17 protein-coding genes are annotated in these 20999 nt (G+C 38.8%); 2 read left to right on the forward strand and 15 right to left on the reverse strand.

Going from position 1 to position 20999, the window contains the following annotated elements; translation table 11 throughout:
• Window positions 1–2: 2 nt before the first annotated feature.
• The 8 genes from OTG27_RS21880 to OTG27_RS21915 form a co-directional block, all read right to left on the reverse strand.
• Entirely contained in the window at window positions 3–890 is an 888-nt protein-coding gene (locus OTG27_RS21880) for a fumarylacetoacetate hydrolase family protein (RefSeq protein WP_268938099.1), read from the reverse strand.
• A gap of 31 nt (window positions 891–921) precedes the next feature.
• Complete coding sequence (locus OTG27_RS21885) at window positions 922–1689, reverse strand: IclR family transcriptional regulator (RefSeq protein WP_262869309.1); 768 nt, start codon at window positions 1687–1689, stop codon at window positions 922–924.
• 61 nt (window positions 1690–1750) lie between these two features.
• Window positions 1751–3955 (reverse strand): dihydroxy-acid dehydratase domain-containing protein, encoded by a 2205-nt coding sequence (locus tag OTG27_RS21890; protein ID WP_268565284.1) that lies wholly within the window; start codon window positions 3953–3955, stop codon window positions 1751–1753.
• A gap of 64 nt (window positions 3956–4019) precedes the next feature.
• Window positions 4020–5270: a nickel pincer cofactor-dependent isomerase, group 22 gene (locus OTG27_RS21895; protein WP_268938100.1), complete on the reverse strand. Its 1251-nt coding sequence runs from the start codon at window positions 5268–5270 to the stop codon at window positions 4020–4022.
• Between the two features lie 24 nt (window positions 5271–5294).
• On the reverse strand, window positions 5295–6341 hold the full coding sequence (locus OTG27_RS21900; RefSeq protein ID WP_258248953.1) for a TRAP transporter substrate-binding protein: 1047 nt from the start codon (window positions 6339–6341) through the stop codon (window positions 5295–5297).
• A 60-nt stretch (window positions 6342–6401) separates the two neighbouring features.
• On the reverse strand, window positions 6402–7679 hold the full coding sequence (locus OTG27_RS21905) for a TRAP transporter large permease subunit (protein WP_268938101.1): 1278 nt from the start codon (window positions 7677–7679) through the stop codon (window positions 6402–6404).
• Window positions 7676–8248, reverse strand: coding sequence for a TRAP transporter small permease (locus tag OTG27_RS21910; RefSeq protein ID WP_268938102.1), 573 nt, complete (start codon window positions 8246–8248; stop codon window positions 7676–7678). Before OTG27_RS21910 ends, OTG27_RS21905 begins: the two co-directional genes overlap by 4 nt.
• A gap of 37 nt (window positions 8249–8285) precedes the next feature.
• Entirely contained in the window at window positions 8286–9314 is a 1029-nt protein-coding gene (locus tag OTG27_RS21915; RefSeq protein WP_268938103.1) for a TRAP transporter substrate-binding protein, read from the reverse strand.
• Between the two features lie 577 nt (window positions 9315–9891).
• Here OTG27_RS21915 and OTG27_RS21920 point away from each other — a divergent pair.
• Window positions 9892–10428 (forward strand): hypothetical protein, encoded by a 537-nt coding sequence (locus tag OTG27_RS21920; RefSeq protein ID WP_268938104.1) that lies wholly within the window; start codon window positions 9892–9894, stop codon window positions 10426–10428.
• A 45-nt stretch (window positions 10429–10473) separates the two neighbouring features.
• Window positions 10474–11628 carry a methyl-accepting chemotaxis protein gene (locus OTG27_RS21925; RefSeq protein WP_268938105.1) on the forward strand — a complete coding sequence of 385 codons (1155 nt, stop codon included), beginning with the start codon at window positions 10474–10476 and terminating at the stop codon, window positions 11626–11628.
• 75 nt (window positions 11629–11703) lie between these two features.
• On the opposite strand, the gene OTG27_RS21930 is transcribed toward OTG27_RS21925, so the two are convergent.
• From OTG27_RS21930 to OTG27_RS21960, 7 genes are all read right to left on the reverse strand, one after another.
• Complete coding sequence (locus OTG27_RS21930; RefSeq protein ID WP_268938106.1) at window positions 11704–12666, reverse strand: DUF4822 domain-containing protein; 963 nt, start codon at window positions 12664–12666, stop codon at window positions 11704–11706.
• Between the two features lie 83 nt (window positions 12667–12749).
• Window positions 12750–13451 (reverse strand): ankyrin repeat domain-containing protein, encoded by a 702-nt coding sequence (locus tag OTG27_RS21935; RefSeq protein ID WP_268938107.1) that lies wholly within the window; start codon window positions 13449–13451, stop codon window positions 12750–12752.
• Window positions 13452–13661: 210 nt separating this feature from the next.
• The gene (locus OTG27_RS21940) at window positions 13662–14348 is read right to left on the reverse strand and encodes a response regulator transcription factor (RefSeq protein WP_268938108.1); all 687 of its coding nucleotides are present in this window, start codon (window positions 14346–14348) and stop codon (window positions 13662–13664) included.
• Window positions 14345–15793, reverse strand: a complete 1449-nt coding sequence (locus OTG27_RS21945; RefSeq protein WP_268938109.1) for a sensor histidine kinase — start codon at window positions 15791–15793, stop codon at window positions 14345–14347. The genes OTG27_RS21940 and OTG27_RS21945 overlap by 4 nt, the downstream gene beginning before the upstream one ends.
• 759 nt (window positions 15794–16552) lie before the next feature.
• Window positions 16553–18796, reverse strand: a complete 2244-nt coding sequence (locus OTG27_RS21950) for a metallophosphoesterase (RefSeq protein WP_268938110.1) — start codon at window positions 18794–18796, stop codon at window positions 16553–16555.
• A gap of 772 nt (window positions 18797–19568) precedes the next feature.
• Window positions 19569–20252, reverse strand: coding sequence for an L-serine ammonia-lyase, iron-sulfur-dependent subunit beta (sdaAB, locus tag OTG27_RS21955; protein ID WP_268938142.1), 684 nt, complete (start codon window positions 20250–20252; stop codon window positions 19569–19571).
• A gap of 168 nt (window positions 20253–20420) precedes the next feature.
• The gene (locus tag OTG27_RS21960; RefSeq protein ID WP_057277470.1) at window positions 20421–20981 is read right to left on the reverse strand and encodes an HPP family protein; all 561 of its coding nucleotides are present in this window, start codon (window positions 20979–20981) and stop codon (window positions 20421–20423) included.
• Window positions 20982–20999 lie beyond the last annotated feature (18 nt).

The raw sequence follows: 20999 nt of genomic DNA on the forward strand, positions 1-20999 counted from the left end.
CCTTAAATGGTTTGAACTGCTTTACTTTGGATGACCGGGTTGTTTAATACCCCTATCCCTGGTATTTCGATTTCAATCCGGTCATTGCCTTTCAATGTAAATTCATTTGGCGGAACCACGCAAGTACCTGTAAGTAAAACTGATCCGTCAAATACAGTATTATCTAAAACTAAATAGTCGACGAGCTCTTCCAACTTTCGTTTCAGTTGGTTTACTTTCGCTTCACCTTCAAATACTTTTTCTTCATTTCGAAAAATCCGGCACATGATTTTAAGCTCATATGGATCTGGAACAGCCTCTTTTAACAAGATGGCCGGTCCAATGGAACAAGAGTTTTTCCAAACTTTTGCCTGTGGGAGATAAAGCGGGTTTTCACCTTCAATATCACGGCAGCTCATGTCATTACCTGCGATATATCCAAGCACCGTTCCCTTTTTATCGATGACAAGACCAAGCTCCGGCTCCGGAATTTGCCATTTTGAATCTGAACGCAAATATACCGGGTCATTCGGTCCTACGGTTCTTGCTGCAGTTGATTTAAAGAAAATCTCAGGACGCTCTGCATCATAAACTTTGTCATAGAAAGTTTGGCGGTCCAGCTTTCCTTGCGTAGCTTCGTAGTTACGTGCTTCCTTGCTTTTTTTATACGTAACGCCAGATGCCCATACTTCCGGTGCGTCGATAGGCGTTGTTAATTGAAGACCTTCCAATGGCAGCTTTTTCCCTTCAGCGACAATTTGTTTTACAATGTCAAACGGCGTTCTGTTTTCATGGCGTGCCGTTGTAATCAACGACATAAAATCAGTAAATGGAAGGTCCACCACATTGTTTTCGTTTGTCACGGCAGCAAGTTGTTTTTTGTTTTCATGTACATAGCGAATAATTCTCATTTGCTAGTTCCTCCTTAGGGCAAACCTCTTTTTATATTTTTTGATATTCATAACCGAGCTCCTGTGAAATTTTACTGCTGCATTCCTTTAAGAGACGTACATAATACTCTTGTGTTTCTTCGTTTACTTTCGATGCAGGCATCGATACACTCATTGCAGCGATTACCTTTCCTGAATAATCTCTTATCGGTACGGCAAGACAGAAAATGCCCGGTTCATTTTCTTCATTATCCATTGAATAACCATTAATGCGTGCTTTTTCGATTTCGGCTAAAAACTGTTCCTTGGATCTAATCGATTTTTCTGTCGGTCCCGTATAATCATAGCCGTCCAAGAGCAAATCCAGTTCACTATCCGTTTTGGTTGCAACAAGAGATTTGCCGACTGCACTTGTATGAATCGGAACACGACGGCCAATACGGGAATACAGGACCGTTACCCCAGTACCTTCAACTTTATCGACATAGACACCTTCCTGCCCGTCCAATATGACAAGGTGCAGCGTCAAATTCGTTGTTGCTGAAAGCCCTTCAAGATGTTTTCTTGCTACATTGCGCAAATCGAGATGGGTCACAACAACGCTTCCCCTCTCCAATAGCTTTAATCCTAGCGAGTATTTTCCATTTTCTTCGCCTTGTGAAATATAGTGATGCTCCTGTAAGGTTTTTAATAGTGAATGAACCGTACTTTTATGTAAATTCATTCTCTTACTTATCTCTGTAATAGTTAGTTCACGCTCACGCTCATCAAATAAATCCAATATTTTCAAGGCACGCTCCACCGATTGGATGATAGGCATCGTTCCTCACTCCTTTTCATTCTGTCTACCTTTATCTTATCGGATTTATGACGAGCATACCTCACTTTATTTCTACTTTTTTTTCATGGATTATAATATCTTGTTCATAATCAAGTACCGCATCCTCAATGACAGCGATTGGAACAACACCATTTGCTGCATCTGTATGCCCAAACATCCTGTTGCTTGCCGCAACCATTTTCTGTCTAACTTTCATCCGCTGCTTGCGTTCAGCTGCCAATGATTGTCTTTCTTCTTTAAAATGATCCGCAAAATCATGAATAACCTTTCCAGAATGAAGTTTAGTAGAATCTACAAAATCAATTCGTCGATCACGAAGCTGAAGGTGAATTACATCCCCTGATTTAAGTAAACCTATGCCGCCACCTTCATACGCTTCCGGTGTCATATGCCCTATGGCAGCTCCATATGTGACTCCTGAATAGCGGCCGTCGCTAATGATTGTAGCGATTTTTTTCATAACACGATTTGCATTGATGTGTTGCATTGGTGTAAACATTTCCGGCATTCCGAATGCCACTGGCCCCTGCCCTGAGATAATAACCGCAATTTTCAATGTGCCGGCTTCAACCATCCTGTCAAATAATTCCCCATAGGTAGCGGTTTTTAGAAGAGACCATTCCGACTCATTGTTGTATTTAAGAGATTCTAGCAATAGATTATGTTCGAAAAGCTTTTGCTCTTTTATTTTTGAAAGCAGATTTGAATCGAGCAGGCTTTTATTTGCATCATCTTCATTTTCGTAATAAAGGACAAATGCAAGCTTATCGTCGAATTGGTCAAGCTGTGGTGTCGGCATTCCGCTGATTTTTACAACGGCGCTTTCAAAGAAGTTTCCTTTTAATACATCAACACCGCTGAATCCACGTCGTGGATTGGATAAAATGACCTGATTTTTCTTAACATTAACTGCTTTTAGGCTATTTGTGATCGAAAGACGTTCTTTCCAAGTTTTTGCTGCGACAGTCGGCGCATCCTGATCCATTGGTACACCATTCTCAATAAGTTCATGAAAAAGTGTTTCCATTCCTCTGCTTTTCCCGCTGCAACACTGCATCGCAAGTGAATAAATGTCCCTTCCTTCTGTCAAACTGTAATCAAATAAGTCAGGAATTGGATGTGAATGATGAATGCGGTCAAGGTCCCATAAACTGAATTTGAATCCTGCATAAAGCATGCCTGCGACAATATGCATCATTAAGTTAGTAGAACCACCCGATGCGCTGTGTATACGGATTGCATTTTTTATGTTCGCAGCGACAATGTTGGCCACGCCGTAGCGCTCTTCGTTTATCATGCCGGCAAAGCTATCAACCACCGAGTTAATCTGGCGTTGTGTTGGCGGATCGGTCAACAGCTCCACTGCTGGATGTACTAGACCCATGCCTGCCACTAAATGACGTGAACTATTCCCCGTACCATTAAAGGCACATACACCTCCCTGCCCGTCACATGTTGCGACAGCAAGTCTCATTTCAAAGTATTTATGCTGTTCCTTCGTCAATATTCCTCGTTCATAGGCCCGTTCAAACACGCCCTGGAAAGCAGTATTCGATGAACATTGCAATATATATGCCATCGTATCTCGTAAATCTACGGCTACATCGGCTGCTCCTTTGCTTTCCGCATTTTTCGCCAGAGTTTCCAATTCTTCAATTACGTCAGCTGGAATCGAACCGCCTTCCAATACGTGAGCAGGTGCGAATGTTGCGAAAAAGGGTGCTTCACCACGGTTTCGGCGAACACGATCAACATGGGCGAGTGCACTTACAACACCAAGAGGCTGCTTATCACACCCTTGAATGACGAATGCACCATGATAACTGTGAGCTTCCAGCTGGTTGACAACCATTTGTGCAACCGCGTTTCGGCTCTGGAGAGAGTAACTCATTCCTTGATTGTTTTGTGCAGTGCCATCACACATTACCGGTGTCGAGAAATGAAACGGCACGCCGCCGTTTTGCCAAATGCGGATTGCTGCCCGTGCTGACGTTTGGTAATCCATTATATGGGCCGGATGATCGGACGAACCACCGATTATTGCGATACGCGGGGCATTTCTCTCGAGCCGCATATAAATTTCTTCAAGCGTCCAATCAGGCTTCCCACCTTCATATGTGGTGCCTAGCGTCAGCTTCGAACGGTCCAACAGACCTGCAACCGTAATAGGTTCATTTGCTTTTCCCTGCACATTATCGCGGTAAGGGTTTATTTCGTTATCAATTAGTGGATATAGGTGTGTCATTTCAGCACTCCTTTTCTGAGTTCAAATCAATTCTTTTGTTCTATGAAAATAGTAAAGAAGATTTTTAGTCCAGTGCCAAGTCCTCCGGGTCTGACAAGATCTCTATATCTTCATTCTTTAAAGCTTCTTCCATCATGCTTTCAGAAATCCAAATTTCACCGATTTCAAGCGTGTTTTTAATTCTTACGATTCTCACTTTATTCAAATCGAAGGCATTGCATGTTTTGATGGCAGCTTTTACAGCCAATTCCTGCGTATCCAAAAACATCGGGAGCTTTACTACATCCGTGACTGTGCTGGTGAGTGCATTGGCATACCCTTTTTCCCATTTTATTTCATTCATGACGGCTTTTGTCGTCATATCTGCCATGCCAATGCCATTCGCATTACCGTGAGTTTTTTCAGTAAGTCCAAGTACAACGGTCCGTTTAACGTCTGGCCCCCCGGTAGCATATGGTGTGGCGAAATTACCCGTTATGTTCGGGTCCATTCCATCCCCCGAAATGTCCTTTCCGAGTTCATTTACAATAAGTACATCCATCGAATCGAAATGTATTTTCGGCATCAATGATTTTGCTTCAAGCAACAGTCCCGGTTCCACTACCTCCAGATCCTCCGCTGGGACTGCGACGATTTTCGCCGGTTTATCATAAGCGTTTTCAATCGACGCAAGACCAAATATGATAGGAGCTTTTGACAAGGAAACCTTAGCCATTTCAGGGACATGTTCGGCCATATACTTAAAGCTGTATGCATGTGCAGCTTCGGCTCCCTTTTGCTTTCCTAAACCGATCGTTATCATTTTCATAAGTCCGCTTTCAACCGGTCCGCGAAATGCTGTATGTGGTTTTATCCGATTAATGACTATGATTTTATCCGATTCGTAAGCAAGTTTATCAATATAGACAGGGAGGCCATTTGACAACTCATCCAGTTTAATAACTTCCATCGATGACCTGATAGGCGCTCCAACCGCTTCTTCTGAAATACCCAGCTGAAGCAACACATCGATTTGCCCTTTCGCCGTGGCACCACCATGGCTTCCCATTGCAGGTACGATGAAAGGATTACCTCCCGCCTCCTTAACGGCAGCCACCGTTTCTCTTACTAATGTAGGGAGGTCCGCTACCCCTCTGCTTCCTACTGCAATTGCCACCCTGTCTTCTTCATTTATTCTTGATAAGACACCTGCTTCTTTTATCGCCTTCTTCACCTCACCAGCTACATCAGCGATTTGAGTTGTACGAAATTTCTGCCTCACTTGTACCATTTTCGGTAATTGGATTTCACGTAAAAGTTCAGAGATAATATCCATTTTCTTTCCTCCAAACAATTTGGATTATTTACCGCGTACTTTTTCAACTTCGCTCATCATTTCCTCTACAAGATCTGGTCCGAATTTCTTGGCATATTCGTCTGTCACTGGTTGGATGGCCTTCTTCATTTTTTCTATTTCTTCCGGTTCTACTTCATTGATTTTCATTCCTTCTTCTTTTAGATAATTAAGTGCCTTTTCATTTTCTTTTTGGTTAACTTCCCGTTGATACTTTCCAGCCTCTTGTGCGGCCTCACTCATGATTTCTTGTTCTTGTTCTGATAGGTCATCCCAGAACTTTTTACTTACAAGGAATACAAATGGTGTATAAACATGATTTGTAAGACTTAAGTATTCTTGCACTTCATTATATTTTTGCGTTTGAATTGTTGCTAGTGGATTCTCCTGACCATCAACAGTGCCTGTTTCCAGTGCAGTAAATACTTCTGAGAAAGCCATCGGCGATGGATTCGCCCCTAACTTTGAAAATGCATCTAAATGCACTTCATTTTGCATGGTACGAAGTTTAAGCCCTTTGAAATCTTCAGCCGTTTTAACAGGGTGTTTGCTGTTGGTTAAGTTTCGGAAACCATTTTCCCAGTATCCCAAACCTACTAAATCATGTTCCGGTAATTTATCCAAAAGTTTTTTTCCTACTGCACCATCAAGTACTGTATAAGCTTCTTCTTCATTATTAAAGACAAATGGGAAGTCATAAATTCCAAATTCCTTAATCATGCCAACAAGTGGTGAGGTTGAAGGAACAGTTACTTCCTGTAAGCCGCCTTGAAGAGCTTCTGTCATTTTCTGATCATCTCCGAGAGTCGCATCAAAAAAGTTTTGGACTTTCATTTTCCCGCCGCTTTTTTCTTCAACCAGTTCTTTAAATTTCTCCATTCCTTTTCCTTGTGGATGCATTTTACTATTTCCGATCCCTGCTTTGATTGTTCTTTTCTGAATACCGTCAGCCGAAGCGCTTTCATTTTGTCCGCTTCCGCAAGCACTTAATAACAGTACTGCTGGCAATATTACTCCGACCGCCAAACGTTTAAACAAATTATTCATTATCATTTTCCTCCTATAAAATAAGATGAAGATCAGCATACAAACCGAATTAGCAGTTTCATTCCGTTAGGAGGTAAACCATTCTAGAGGAACCAGCACTAAGGAAGGAAACAAAATCAATAAGATCAATACAATTACTTCAACGAGCAAGAAAGGCCAAATCCCCTTCATGATTTCTTCCATACTGATCTTACTTATGCCGCACATGACATTTAACACGGTTCCGACAGGTGGTGTAAGTAAACCGATGGCGTTATTCAGGATAAACAGGACACCAAAGTAAACTGGATCAATACCTGCAGCGACCACCAATGGCATCAAGACAGGTGTTAGAATAAGGATTGTCGGCGTCATATCCATAGCAGTTCCAACTACGATAACCAATAGGTTTATCATTACTAATAAAAGCAAAGGATGATCCATAAATGGCTCCAGCAATCCAATCACCTGACCAGGTAAATCCGCAACAGTTATCAGCCAGGATGATACGAGAGCTGCAGCGACCAGAAACATGACAACGCTCGTCATTTTTCCTGCATGTACAAAGACCTCATACAAATCTTTCACTTTCATTTCACGATAGATTACAAGACCGACAAATATTGCATAGACTGCAGCCACCACTGCTGCTTCAGTCGGTGTAAATAAACCGAATTTCAATCCACCAATGATGATGACGGGCAGAAATAGAGCCCAAATGCCTTGACGAAGAGAAGTAAGTATTTCTTTTGCTGAAGCTCGGGGGTTAACGGCGACTTTATCTTTTCGTGCAACAATGGCCCAGGTAACCGTAAGTCCAACCGCTAGTAAAACACCTGGAACGATTCCTGCCATGAACAGCTTTGTAATGGACACACCGCTTGCGACACCGAAAATGATGAAACCAATACTTGGCGGTATGATCGGGGCAATGATACCACCTGATGCAATCAAACCACTTGACCGGTTCACATCATAACCGGACTTCACCATCATTGGAATTAATATAGCCCCAAGCGCGGCCGTATCGGCAACAGCAGATCCTGATAAACTCGCAAACAACACACTCGCAATGATCGCTACATAACCAAGGCCTCCCTTGATATGACCCACCAATTTCATTGCCATCTCAACGATACGCCGTGATAAACCGCCCCGATTCATCGCCTCTCCTGCTAGCATAAAGAATGGTATGGCCATTAGAGGGAAGTTATCCGCCCCACTGATTAAATTTTGTGCGATAATTTGACTATCAAAAATACCAAGAAAGTACATAAGCACTACGCTACTAACAAGTAAGGCAAAAGCAATAGGTATTCCAAGTCCCATGGCTCCCAGTAAAGATCCGACGAATACACCTATCATCCCTGCTTCTCCTCCTTAACTATCCTAATATCTGACTCAAATTCATCAGTATGGAGGGAAATTAGCTCTTCTGACTCACTTATCATCACCAATTCTTCGTCTTTAATTTTATTGAAGAAAATCCGATACAAATTGAAAATGATCATGCTTCCCATTGAAACACTTACAAGAATACCTGTCCCATATACAAATGCCAGTGGCATTCCAGTGGCCGGTGCAGCACTGTCAATGTTTATCATAGTCATTTTCCAGCTTCCATCCAGGATTAAGAGAAGAACGAATAACATCATCAAATCACTAATAACTAGAACCACTTTTTTCATCTTATTCGGGAGCCGTTTAATGACCATGTCTACACCTAAGTGTTCTTTGTTTTTGAAAGCTCCGATGGCGCCGAGGAACGTCAACCAAATAAAGAGATACCTTGACATTTCTTCTGACCAAGTAATCCCTGAATTAAAGAAATAACGGAGGACCACATTACCAAACACGAGTACGACCATTATCGCTAAAGCAGCTGCCATAATAATGTTTAACGAATTTTCCAAGATTCTGGATATTTTATTCACCTATACATCTCCCCCTTTACTAACTAGAGCGCCTGCTTCATTCTGCTTTTATTTTTCCGACGAGCTCCTCCGCCCAGTCATTTTCCTCAAAGGCCTCATCATAAACAGGTTGAGATGCTTTTAACATTTTTTCTGAAAAGTCTTTGTCAGGCGTAGTGAATTTGATTCCATTTTCCTTAAGATAAGCTTTGTCATCTTCATAACTTTTTTCCATCAATTCAAACTCATATGCTGCCGATTCCTTTGCTGCTTTTTGAATGATTTTTTGTTGCTCTTTTGTTAGCCCTTTATAGAATTTGCTATTGATAATGTAAATATTGGGGCTGAACATATGCTTGGATTCTAGTACATCACTTTGTACTTCATTCCACCCCGAGGATCTCAGTGTGGCTATGGGATTATCCTGAGCATCTACAACTTTTTGTTCAAGTGCGGTAAAAACTTCTGAAATAGGCAATGGGCTAACATTTGCCCCCAATGATTCACCTAATTTTATGTAATTCGGGATGTTCGGCATTCTAAGTCGAAGTCCATGAAAATCTTTCATGCTCTTAATTGGACGATTACTCGAAAACATCCTAAAACCGTTAGCACTCCATGCGAGCGGTGTCACCCCATGCTTTGGATCAAGATCTTCTGTCAATTCCTCTCCGATAGGTCCATTCAATACCGTCTTTACATGATCGTAATCCCTGAATAGGAAGGGCCATTCCGGAACACCCATTTTAGGAATGTCCGACTGCATAATTAGCCCTGGAACACCCATTTCGATCGTTCCGTTTCTGACGCCGTCATAAAATTCTTTTTCTGCACCTAAAGTGCTGTTCGCATAAATCCGAACCTCTAGTTCACCATTACTCTCCTTTTCTACTATTTTTTTAAATTTTTCTTTCAAGGCAATGTTTTGAGGATGATTTTCAGCAAAATAATGTGCCACTTTAATTGTTTTCTTTTCAACTCCAGATCCACTGGTCTTTTCTCCCTCACCTCCACCACATCCTGATAAAAGGAATGTCATTGCAAGAGTTAAGCTTGTGGAAAATACAAATAGCTTATTTTTTTTCAATAAAAACCCTCCCCGATTTTTTTGTAAGCGTTATCATTTAAGGCTGATCTTTAAAACTTCTCCTCACCCTTGTATAAGCAAAAATCAAATCGTTTTATAATATAAAACTTGGTTTTTGTTTTATTCGGAGTGAGGAAAAAACACTTCACTTCTCATTACGTTTCACAAGTTGATTCACTTTTTAAGCCATTACCTTAATAAAATTAATGATTAATTTGTTCTATAATATAAAACTCAGTTTTCGAATTTTACATCTTACGTTGATTATAAGCTCCCATTTTTATTAATGTCAAACCATTTTTTGAATTTTATAACAATTTAACATATTCTCCATTTCTCTGATTAATATTTACAGTTGAAATTTTTAGGAACAAAACGGGAAAGATAAAAGTCGTTTTTTTCTATATTAGAATATTTATAGGATGGAAAATCAATATGAATCCCTCTTACAACAGATTGAAATCTGAAGGATAAAAACTCCACCGGAGGGTTTTAAAAAGGACTCATTAAATAAATTTAATTATTACCGATATATAACACATGGTAAATATATAACACGGGGAAGGAATAAACAAAGATGAATAAACTCAGTACGAAAATAGGTTTTGTTCTTTTAACAGGCATGATCATTACATTAATTGGAAGTTTATTATTAATGTATAAAAGTACAAATGATACGGTTGAGAAAACAATCGCTATGAGCAGCTTAGACATAGCAAGCAACATCTCTCAAGGAATAAATCCAACATCTTATGCTGATTTTTTAAGTAATCAATCCGAAACCTCTACATATTGGGAGATACGCGAGCAGTTAGACGATTATAGACAAAAAACTGGTGCATTATATGTATATACATTGGGAATTGACCAAAATAGCGAAAAAGTCCATATTCTTATAGACGGAATGGGTAAGGGAAATAATAAAGCATCTCCCATTTTAACACCCACAACTGCAACTTCATTTCACGATGTAGAAAGCGTCATGAAGGGAAAGGCTTCAACTACTTCCATCGTTCATGATTCTGAATATGGTGACTATTTATCCGTTTTCGTTCCCATAAAGAATGGTAACGAGGTCATTGGAATTCTAGGGGTGGATATCGATGCCAGCTAAGTCGATGCTACGGCCAGCAAGGTTCTGGGTGGCATCCTGCCCCTGATGATAATAATCAATGTAATCTTAATGGCGATCGTGGTAGGTGCACTAATATGGTTCTTGACTAAAAAGTTAACCCCGCTTCTCAAGGTCAGCTTGGCTGCAAAGGAAATCTCAAATGGGGATTTATTAACAGCCAATAAACTGATTAGCAACATAAGGGTTAAGGGAAACGACGAAATCAAGGTTTTAGTGAAATCTTTTGAAGAAATGATCACCAATACAACTAGGATCGTCAATTCCATGAAAAGCTCATCATTCCAGCTAATGGAATCATCAAGTGATATCGAATACAAAATCAAAGAAATGGATACTTCCACACAATATATCGTCAATGGGATTCAGCAAGTTGCAGGAGCTGCGGAAGTACAATTACACAGAAGTGAAGAATCATCGAGGGTCATCGAGGAAATGACCATAGGTATACAAAGAATTGCCGAAGCTTCTTCAGAAGTCAGCGAACAGACAAATCATGTTTCAACTAGGATGTCCATTGGAAATAAGGATATAAATGAACTCTCAAATCAAATTCTGCAAGTAAAAGATGTGATGCTGCAAACAAGTTCAAGAATAAAGAATTTGGACGATCAAGCAAATGAGATTGTGAATATTGTACATGTAATTACAGGAATTGCCGAGCAAACAAACCTGCTATCACTAAATGCGGCAATTGAAGCTGCTAGAGCCGGTGAACAAGGTAAAGGTTTTGCGGTGGTATCGAACGAGGTACGGAAATTGGCTGTGAGCACGAAGGAATCTGCAATCCATATTCAAGAGTCCCTGCTTCATTTTAAATCCATCATAAATGAATCAGTGAAAATGATGGAAACTGGAACTAATGAGGTAGAAGAAGGGACAAAATTTGTGCTGAATACAAGAGAAACTTTTAAACAGACTATAAAATCTTTTGAGCATGTTAGTGATCAGATTCAAGAAATATCAGCCATTACAGAACAGATGGCAGCAAGTTCTCAGGAAATCAATGCTTCGATAGAAGATTTTGCAGGGTTGACAAGGGAAACGGCAGTGGCTTCAAAGCAAGTGGCACAATCAACCGATCAACAAGCCAAATCCATGGAGGACATTACCTTCTCCACCTCCTCAATGGTAAAGCTCGCTAATGACCTGGAAACATCTGTTGAACGGTTTAACGCTTAAACATCTCTAACCACACTCTATTACTATATCAAGAAAGGGATTTTGCTATTCACGCAAAATCCCTTTCTTACTATTTTACTTAGTTGATTTTAGTTTCAAATCACCTTTATAAGGTATATGTTCCACTGTTATCGTTATATCTTTTCCCTCTTTATCTTTACCGATTCGTTTATAAGTGAATTTATTTTCATTAAGCTCTGTAATTTCAAGAACTGCGCCATATTTATTTTCCCCTAGTGAAACATGTGCTCTTATCTTATTTCCGTGAACAACATCGTAATAGCCGTAATCACCACGGCTTTCACCGGTTTTAGCATCAAAAAATTCATACTTATTTGTTTTATCATCATATTTTGCAAGACCTAAATAATTCGTGTTATAGCTTGATACATCATTTCCCTTTTCATCCAATGCCACTGTTCCTTGCCATGGGGTGCTTGATAAAATTTTATCTCCATCAACATCTGTTTCTACGTCCCCTGTGTAAGTTTCCAAATTTTTGTCTGGATCTGTAAAGGAAAGTTCTGTTTCCGTATAAGGTATATGATCAACAAACACCTCTACGTCATTACCATTAGCATCTTTACCCATTCTTTTATAAGTAAACATATCCTTATTCAGTTCTGTTATTTCAACAACGGCCTGGTAACCCATCGATTCTGAAATTAGCACTCGCATCTTCCCATTGGTAATAAAGAAAGTTCCCTTATCACCACGACTTTCTTTTGTATTTTTATCAAAAAATTCATATCTGGATGTTTCATCGTCATATTTTGCGAGACCAATAAAGTTAGCATTCTCCTTTGTTAAGTCATTATTATTCTTATCATAAACTTTTGTACCTTGCCAATTCGTGCCACTAAGAATTTTAGTCAATTCCTGGCCTGCTGTTAACTTATTTTCTTGTTTACTTTCTTTGGCAGTTTGTTCCTGCTTCTGTGCATTATGACTGTCTTGTGCGTTTGTGTTATTACATCCTGTTAGGGCCAATGTTAATCCAAGTAGTATAGATGATGAAATTTTTGCTTTTTTGTTCATTTTTTCGTCTCCTCATAACTTATTGTGATTCTAATTAACTAGCGGTGCAATTGACATTACAAAATGAAAGTATAGCAATCTGGTTATTTTGCTCCTGCTGTTAATAAAATTTGTTCAATCTCTTTAAATCCTTTTTCGCGGGCATGTTGTAAAGGGGTCACATTATTATTATCAGGAATGTTGACACCTGCACCATGATCTATTAACAATTGCACTGTTCGCTGCTGTTTTCCATCACCATCATTCAAAATGATAGCTTCTAGCAAAGCTGTCCAACCGAGATCATTTACATGATTCACATCAATATCAGTTTTAGTTAGGAGTTCTTTAATAACCTCTACATATCCATGTTCCGAAGCAGGGATTAAAGCCGTTCCTCCATAACGGTTGGTTATGGATGGGTCGGCACCTGCTTCAATCGTAAGTTTAACTATATCTAGATAACCTTCAGCACCGGCATACAAGAAGGGGCTATTTTTCATTTCATCCTGAATGTTGACGTCTGCACCTGCTTCAATAAGGATTTTTGCAGTCTCTGCATCGTTGTTATAAGTCGCAATCATAGTGGCGGTTCGCCCTGCCGAGTCCTGTGTATTAATATCTGCACCTTCCTCAATCAAACTCCTTATTCTTTCCGTTTCTTTTCGTTCTACTGCTTGAATCAGTAATTCATTCATTCCCTTTCCTGACTCCTTTTGCTGATTATTTGGCTCTCTTTCGCTATCTAAGGCACACCCTTGAAGGATGAATAGGCATCCGATGACAATCGTTAGCCGTCTCCACATGAAACACACCGTCCTTTCATCTCCCCAAATCGATTTTCCGTCATCTTGATGCACCAAAATGACTTTCTCAATCCGTCTCCATTATATTAGAGCTTAATCTTAAACTCCCTCTAAACAATTTCTTAAAAAATGATTAACTTTCTCATAAAGTTTCTTAAGGTTTTATAAAAAAATCCCGTCACCTTCGTGACGGGTCATAAAATATACTATTTAAACATTAAAGCGATACCCCGCTCCCCAAACAGTTTCCAAAAATTTAGGATGTGCAGGATTTCTTTCAATTTTTTCACGTAGTTTCCTGATATGGACAGTGACAGTCGAAACATCCGCAGCCGATTCCAATCCCCAAATATTTTCATAGAGCTGCTCTTTACTTAATACTTGATTAGGGTGCATGACAAAAAACACTAAAGTATCGAATTCCTTTGTTGTAAACGGGACCACCTCCCCGTTTATGTGAACCCTGCGTGCTGACTTATCTATTGAAATTCCATGAACATAGATTGAATTAGATTTGGGGTGACTTCCTGATAAACGTTCATAACGCGCTAAGTGCGCTTTCACTCTTGCAACTAGTTCACTTGGACTAAAGGGCTTTGTAATATAATCATCCGCTCCTAGTCCAAGCCCCCGAATTTTATCAATATCTTCCTTTTTCGCAGATACAAACAAAATCGGGATATTTTTGACAGCACGTATTTGTTTGCATATCTCAAAGCCATTTAACCCCGGAAGCATGATGTCCAAAATGATTAAATGATAATTTCCTTTAAGGGCCTGTTGGAGACCTGCATCACCAGTATGTTGAATATCGACACTAAAATCACTAATTTCCAAATAGTCCCTTTGCAATTCAGCAATACTGACTTCGTCTTCAATAAGTAATATCTTTTTCACATTTCCTCACCTTTCTTTATGGAAAAGAAAACACTTGTACCTTTTCCTATCTCACTGGTAGCCCAGATATCTCCTCCATGCTCGTCGATAATTTTTTTTGCGATCGCAAGTCCTAAACCACTTCCACCTGTCAGGGAATTCCTAGATTGCTCAGCCCGATAAAAGCGGTTAAAAATATAAGGCAAAGCGGAAGATTCTATTCCATAACCATTATCTGTTACTTGTACAACTACATCATATAGTCCTTCATGCAGAGAAATGGAAATGTGTTTTTCATCTTTATTCATATACTTTACACAATTGCTGATTAGGTTGGCCAATACGCGTTTCAGTTTCTCTCTATCCGCTGACACGTATATCGGTTTATACAGCTGTTGAAGTTCAATGTGGATTCCTTGTTGAAGTAAATCCAGTTGAAGCTCTTCTACGTAGTCTTTCAAATATTTATCGATTCTGATCGTTTCAAAAGTGAATAGTTCCTTTTTTAAATCCAACTTTGAAAATAAAAACAATTCATCTATCAATGAATCCATATCCCTTGCTTTCAGGTATACCGTCGATAAATACTTATCCATTTTCTGCGGGGTGTTTGCTACCCCGTCTTTTATCCCCTCAACATAACCCATAATCGAAGTGATGGGTGTCTTCAAATCATGAGAAATATTGGAAAGAAGTTCTTTGCGATTTTCCTCATACTGAAGCTGGAGGTTTATGGACTCTTTTAACTTTTTTCTCATTTCCTCAAATTCCCTATTCAATTGTCCGATTTCATCATTCGAAGTCGCTTTGATTTCAAAGTTTAAATCTCCTGATTTTATCCGCTCCGCTCCCTCTTTAAGTATTGAGATAGGTTTGATGATGCTTCTTGAAACTAAATAATTTAAAAGTCCAATAATCATTACAAACAGTAATAACAATAGGGAGAATAAAATGGGAAATGACTCCCGAATCAGCTCGGCATAGGAACTTGCCTTTCTCATGACAAAAATGCTTCCTTCACTTTTATCCGAAAAATAAAAATCAAACTTCACATAAGTGAAAAAAGAGTCTTTCATTTTGATTGTGTCCCGTGTATTGATGTTCGTTTCTTCGAACATGGGAAGTGATTGAACCAAGCCTAGCTTATCAAGTGCGGGGGACGCATACTCAATGTCATTAACTTTTCTAACGACAATCTCAATATCTCCATGTTCAAGCTTCTTCAGCTGCTCTTCGTTCAGAAGCTGTTCAGGGTTATTTTTTGCCAAAAGCTTTAAATCGAGAAACACACTTTCTTCTGCTGCAGTCAAAGGTTTTTGGAGATAAGAGTTTTTATATAGATGCTCTATCGATTTTACATCACCTGTTATTGCAAAAATAAGTAAAAATCCAGCTGCTAAAAATAAAGTGATGGAAATAAGAATTACGCCAACATAGGACAACAGAAACCTCATTTTAATTGACAAATATTTTTCACCCCGTATCGATCTCTCGTTTTCTCTTTTATAGAAGAGTTCACCGTTTATCTGCTGTTCCTGCATTTCCATGAATCATTTTCTTAGAACTTAAAAAAAGATATCACACAAATCTTAAAATTTTCTAAAATACTTGGAAAAAATCCTATTCTATTTTAGATCTATATTTTTCATTTGAAAAACTACATGCTAAAATCCGCCTTCCTTACCGCCTACTGTCTGTCAACCTCCCCGCCGCAAACATCTATCGGGATATCGAATATCCAATTATTAGGCAGGGGTGACCCATATTTTCTTCAATCCATTGGGTTTTCAGTATTAAACAATTAAAAATCATGCTGTATAACCAAGTCTTTATTTAGTGTACCTGTGGTTTTTTAATTTATGAAAGTTTCAGATGATTTCCGAAATCAGCGCCTTTTCACCGACTGTTTATCAAGCTTCCTCGACGCAAGCATCTAGCCGGGTCCCGGCTAAGCTTATTTTTTGTTAAAAAATTTTTTAAACACCTTTTATAATAATGATATTATTTATAAATTATCCAAGAATTATATATAGATGCACTTCAATATTTTCATTAAAAATACGAAATTAATTAGGCGAAACCTTTATCAAGCACACGGAAAAGATCATGAAGGTTTATGAGTTTACTATTTGTCCCGAGTTTGTAAGACATAGAAAAAAGCGAACTTCCCCTTAAGGAAAGTCCGCTTTTTATAAATTTCAAGAAAAGTTCACCTGTTCTTCTTATTAATTTGGCAAGATGATCATTTGGTCATCCAATCTAATATCGTCAATCGACCAAAACCAATTATTTTTCGCATTATGCATTCTCCATTGTAATTTCATAGAAGATGCATCTTCAGGAACCTTAATCGATTTAACTTCATACTTATTCAAAACATGTCCATTTTTATTATCCGAAGCTGCTTTATTGTCATAAACGAGAACTTGTTGTTTTTCCCCATTATCAAAGACAGCAGTTACTTCAGCTGTTTGTGTTCCTTCTTGTTTATAGTGAGAAGCAAATCCTACGTATAGATCTTTTGCACCCTCAACTTTTACAGAAGGGGAAGTTAATGTACTATCAAAAAAGCCTTTTGATGCTGGTGAACCGTTATCATCCCATTCATCAGGATCCGCTACTGCTATAACACCTTGTCCAAGTTCAAATTTGCTACGATCTTGGTCTTCCGCTTTTGTCCAAAATTCCTTTGTTGTGAAGCTCCACCCTTGCCACTCCTCTGTACCAGCTGGCATATTCGAGCTATTTGTAACCGACCAGCCGTTAGGAGCTGTATGGCTCCAACCTAGAATGGAGCTTGGAATGTTTTCATTCACTGCTGGCTTTAATGCAGAGTCCAATTGGTCAAAACTTTCTCCAAGCTTCATGTTGACGAATATATTTATATTCTTGGAGCTAATTATTTGGCCTCCCTCGTAAGCAGTAATCGTGAATTGTGAAGAAGCGGAACTTTCTTTACTAGGTATTGCTTTTATTGGCAAATTCTTTTCTTCTGATCCTGAAAGCTCATATTCAAGTTCATTGTGCTCCACACTCCACCCTTCAGGTGCATCAACTTTAATTTTTCCTTTTACACTATCATTTCCAAAGTTTTTCATCTTCACTTGGAGTGTAGTCGATTCACCTGTCGTTACCAATGATGGAGAAGCTTGTGCAGAGACCATTTCCAGTGCTTTTGTCTGACCATCAGCCAGTAACACCTTTTTACTGCTATTATTAAATGAATCCAGTGCTTGTACCTTAATTTCATAATCTGTTCCTGGCTTAAGTCCGGTTACAGGGAACTCTAAATTCTTTGGCACAGGATCAAGATAGAATTCAGAAAATGCGGTGAAATCTGCGTCTAGCTCCCCTGATTCCTTGTTTTTGGCCGTTATGTGATAAGAATGTACGAGCACGTTATCTTTCGCCTGGGGAAATGTCACATTTAAACTTCTTAGTGTCGATTTTTCTTTTACAATCGAAGCCTTGTCTTTACCTGCAAAAGACGGTGACAACTGATCTCGGTCGTCTGTATATTTAAATTTATTTTTTATTACCCATGGTTTTCCTGTCCAATCGTCTCTATGAAAGTCACGTTTTTTAATGATAACTTCATTATTATATACTTCTACAATCATTCCTTGACTAATATCCCGATATCCTTCTGGATGAAACCCTTGAAGTTTACCCGGTTCTAATTCCAAATAACTCACAGAAGACGTGCCAACAGACGTAAAGTCTTTTTGATGAATCGTTCTCGGGTCATCAAGTGGATAATGAGAATGGCCTGAAAATGTAATAACTTGTGGATGCTTTTTTAACGTATCATATAAAAGTTCTTTGTTTTCCTGAGTCCCCCACAAGTCACTTCCATATACAGTGTCTTTAATGTGTTGATGAAGAAAAACAAAGATTGGTTGGTCCGGATTCTCTTTTTCTGCTGCAGCTAACTTTTCACCTAGCCAGTTAATTTGATTAACAGAATATAAACCATGCGTATTACCATTTTCTGGACTTAACGAAATAAAATCATATCCATTTACTTTTTTATGATAGTAAAGGGAATCCATTCCTGATTTCTCGAGAAAACGATCTTGTGCTTTTTCAACGGAAAGTCCATTCCAATAATCATGGTTTCCCATTGTAAACATGGATTGGACATCAGCTTGTTTCTTCTCATTATAAATAGAGAAGAACTTATCATATTCAGTAGCGTATCCATAGTCCGTTAAGTCCCCAACGACCACAAAAGCATCCTGTTTAGGCGCAGCTTTGTTTAATTGATCCATGGCTGTTCTAAACTTGTTCATATCAGCAGTTGATCCATCATCAATATGTACATCACTGATTACAGGAAAAACGAGCTCCGGTTTACGTTTATTTTCTGAATTTGAAGATTCCGAGAATGCTTGTACACTTGATAAAGAAGTTGTTACTCCTACCGTTACAACTGTCAACATTGCAGCAATTTTATTTTTCGCTTTCAAAATCAATTCCTCCTATTTATCGTTTAGCCACTTACATTATGTAATCATTTTGAAAATAGACAAATATCCTCCTCATTTTTAAATTTTTGGGTATTAACAATTAAAATACTACCTTTGCATTATTAATAAAATATAAGAACAATGTAATTTATATATTAATAAATCAAAAAAAGGCCTATGGCCCAGTATTCGTTCCATTAATGGGAATGGAGTACTATCCCTTTACTACATAACTATTCGACAGGCTGTGTGAATAAAAGTCCAATCATCTATAAAACAGAATATATTAATAAAAACGGTGTGAAAATTGGTTATGTGCAGCTATAAGGAAGTGCGTATTTCATACGGCTTGGGGATACCTAAAGTTTTATTCGGGCTGCTCCGTATGATTATTATGCAAATGTTTGGGTGGATAGTTTTAATGGAACAACAAAGAGAGCATTTACAAGTTGTGCCAGTTCCGGTGGTAACGGTTGGATCATGAAAGGTCAGACGTCCTGATATACTGCACAATTATGGAATTTAAATCCGTATAATGCTTTGGCCAAAGCAGGTATTTAGTCTTCAAGTGGTGCTCTCATTATTTCTGCGAACACTGGTCGTTATTAATAGGTTATAAAAGGGGCCCTACAGCAGAAAAAGCTTCTATACAGTCGATTCCCTATTTCTTCTGTTTATTGACAAAAGGCATTCGGAAAGAATTCCGAATGCCTTTTATGAATATAATCGCATACCATGCTTTTTGAATCAGCGAAAATACGATTGCAGGTAACTACTTAGTTTGAACCAAGACAATTTCGTCAATGATCGGATTCTCTCTTTTTAATAAAGATAAGAAAGTGTCTTCGATTATATTGTCGATTTCACAAACCGTTATGGCAGCACCATTGATTTTGGAACGTTCATTGGCCATACGTGCTATATTGATCCCTTTTTGATAAAGAATATCCGATAATTCTGCAATAACCCCTTTTTGATCGGAATGACGAATCACAAGTGTTGGCCGTTCTCCTGAAAATTTAAATGGATATTCATCGAATTCCTGAACCTCCACTTTTCCACCGCCTAAAGAGCTGGCCAAAACCTTTACAGTACGTGCGCCCCCTGTCAATTCTACGAGAACGGTATTCGGATGATAGCTTCCAAGCACCCTTTTCGTGAATTCATATTGTAAGCCATTTTCCTCAGCAATTTTTTTTGCATTTGGAATGCCATCATCCATGGTAGATAGCCCAAGAACACCGGCCAATAAAGCTAGGTCTGTACCATGGCCTTGATAGGTTTCGCCAAAAGAGCCCATCAGCGAGAACTTTACATATATTGGATTTTCATTTAAAAGCTGGCGGGCAATATTCCCGATCCGAACAGCCCCGGCTGTATGGGAACTCGAAGGGCCAACCATTACGGGCCCGATGATTTCATACGCACTTTGGTATTTTGCCGGCCCACTGCCCATCAAGCTTTAGTAAATCATTATCATACGTTACTTTTATGTAATAAGATGGTAAGTAAGGTTTTTAACTCTTAGAGTAAGAAAAAGCAGCTCCCCGCTTATTGAAGTAAGGCAGTTAGAACAATAAAGGATGAGCCAAAACAGTCACATAAAAGCATGTGATATAAATTTTCATAACCAGTGTTTTGGATATTGTCTTGTTTGAAATAAATTATTATAAATCATCGATATAAAAACTAATAATAAAGTGCCTATTACAATTGAAGTCAGGAATCCCCAACCAGCTTGAGAATTGATCGAAACAAGGGCACTAGCTGCTGCGGGCGGGTGAACAGTTTTTGTAAAAGTCATTATAATTAATACAATGGCCAATACGAGACCGATAATGAATAAGCTTTTACCAAAAATGCTCCAAATGATAAGAGCTATTGTTGTAGAGATAATATGTCCTCCAATAACATTACGGGGTTGTGACAAGAGACTTTTATGCGCACCAAAAACAATGACACAGCTCGCCCCAAGAGGAGCTAATGCCATCGGATACCCTAAATAGACAGCTATAAAACTAATAATGATTATAGCAATGAGCCCACCCATAGCTGAAACAAAGGAATCGATATAATCAATTCTATCCTTTTCCCTAGCTTCACCCTTCATTTTCTTTAAATATGCTGTTAGAGCTATGTTTTGTTGATTGCTCCAACTTTTTTCAACACTTTTTTCGAATTCCATAATTTCTATTTTCCTCAC

The organism is Peribacillus sp. AS_2, from assembly GCF_026891895.1.
In the GTDB taxonomy this organism is placed as follows: Bacteria; Bacillota; Bacilli; order Bacillales; family DSM-1321; genus Peribacillus; species Peribacillus frigoritolerans.

Coding starts and splice junctions, on each gene's coding strand:
- OTG27_RS21895 (WP_268938100.1), bottom strand. CDS start 5,270: ATGGATATTATCTCTGAACTTTTACGTGAAATCCAATTACCGAAAATG.
- OTG27_RS21885 (WP_262869309.1), bottom strand. CDS start 1,689: ATGCCTATCATCCAATCGGTGGAGCGTGCCTTGAAAATATTGGATTTA.
- OTG27_RS21935 (WP_268938107.1), bottom strand. CDS start 13,451: ATGTGGAGACGGCTAACGATTGTCATCGGATGCCTATTCATCCTTCAA.
- OTG27_RS21900 (WP_258248953.1), bottom strand. CDS start 6,341: ATGATAATGAATAATTTGTTTAAACGTTTGGCGGTCGGAGTAATATTG.
- OTG27_RS21925 (WP_268938105.1), top strand. CDS start 10,474: ATGATAATAATCAATGTAATCTTAATGGCGATCGTGGTAGGTGCACTA.
- OTG27_RS21905 (WP_268938101.1), bottom strand. CDS start 7,679: ATGATAGGTGTATTCGTCGGATCTTTACTGGGAGCCATGGGACTTGGA.
- OTG27_RS21960 (WP_057277470.1), bottom strand. CDS start 20,981: ATGGAATTCGAAAAAAGTGTTGAAAAAAGTTGGAGCAATCAACAAAAC.
- sdaAB (WP_268938142.1), bottom strand. CDS start 20,252: ATGGGCAGTGGGCCGGCAAAATACCAAAGTGCGTATGAAATCATCGGG.
- OTG27_RS21920 (WP_268938104.1), top strand. CDS start 9,892: ATGAATAAACTCAGTACGAAAATAGGTTTTGTTCTTTTAACAGGCATG.
- OTG27_RS21880 (WP_268938099.1), bottom strand. CDS start 890: ATGAGAATTATTCGCTATGTACATGAAAACAAAAAACAACTTGCTGCC.
- OTG27_RS21890 (WP_268565284.1), bottom strand. CDS start 3,955: ATGACACACCTATATCCACTAATTGATAACGAAATAAACCCTTACCGC.
- OTG27_RS21930 (WP_268938106.1), bottom strand. CDS start 12,666: ATGAACAAAAAAGCAAAAATTTCATCATCTATACTACTTGGATTAACA.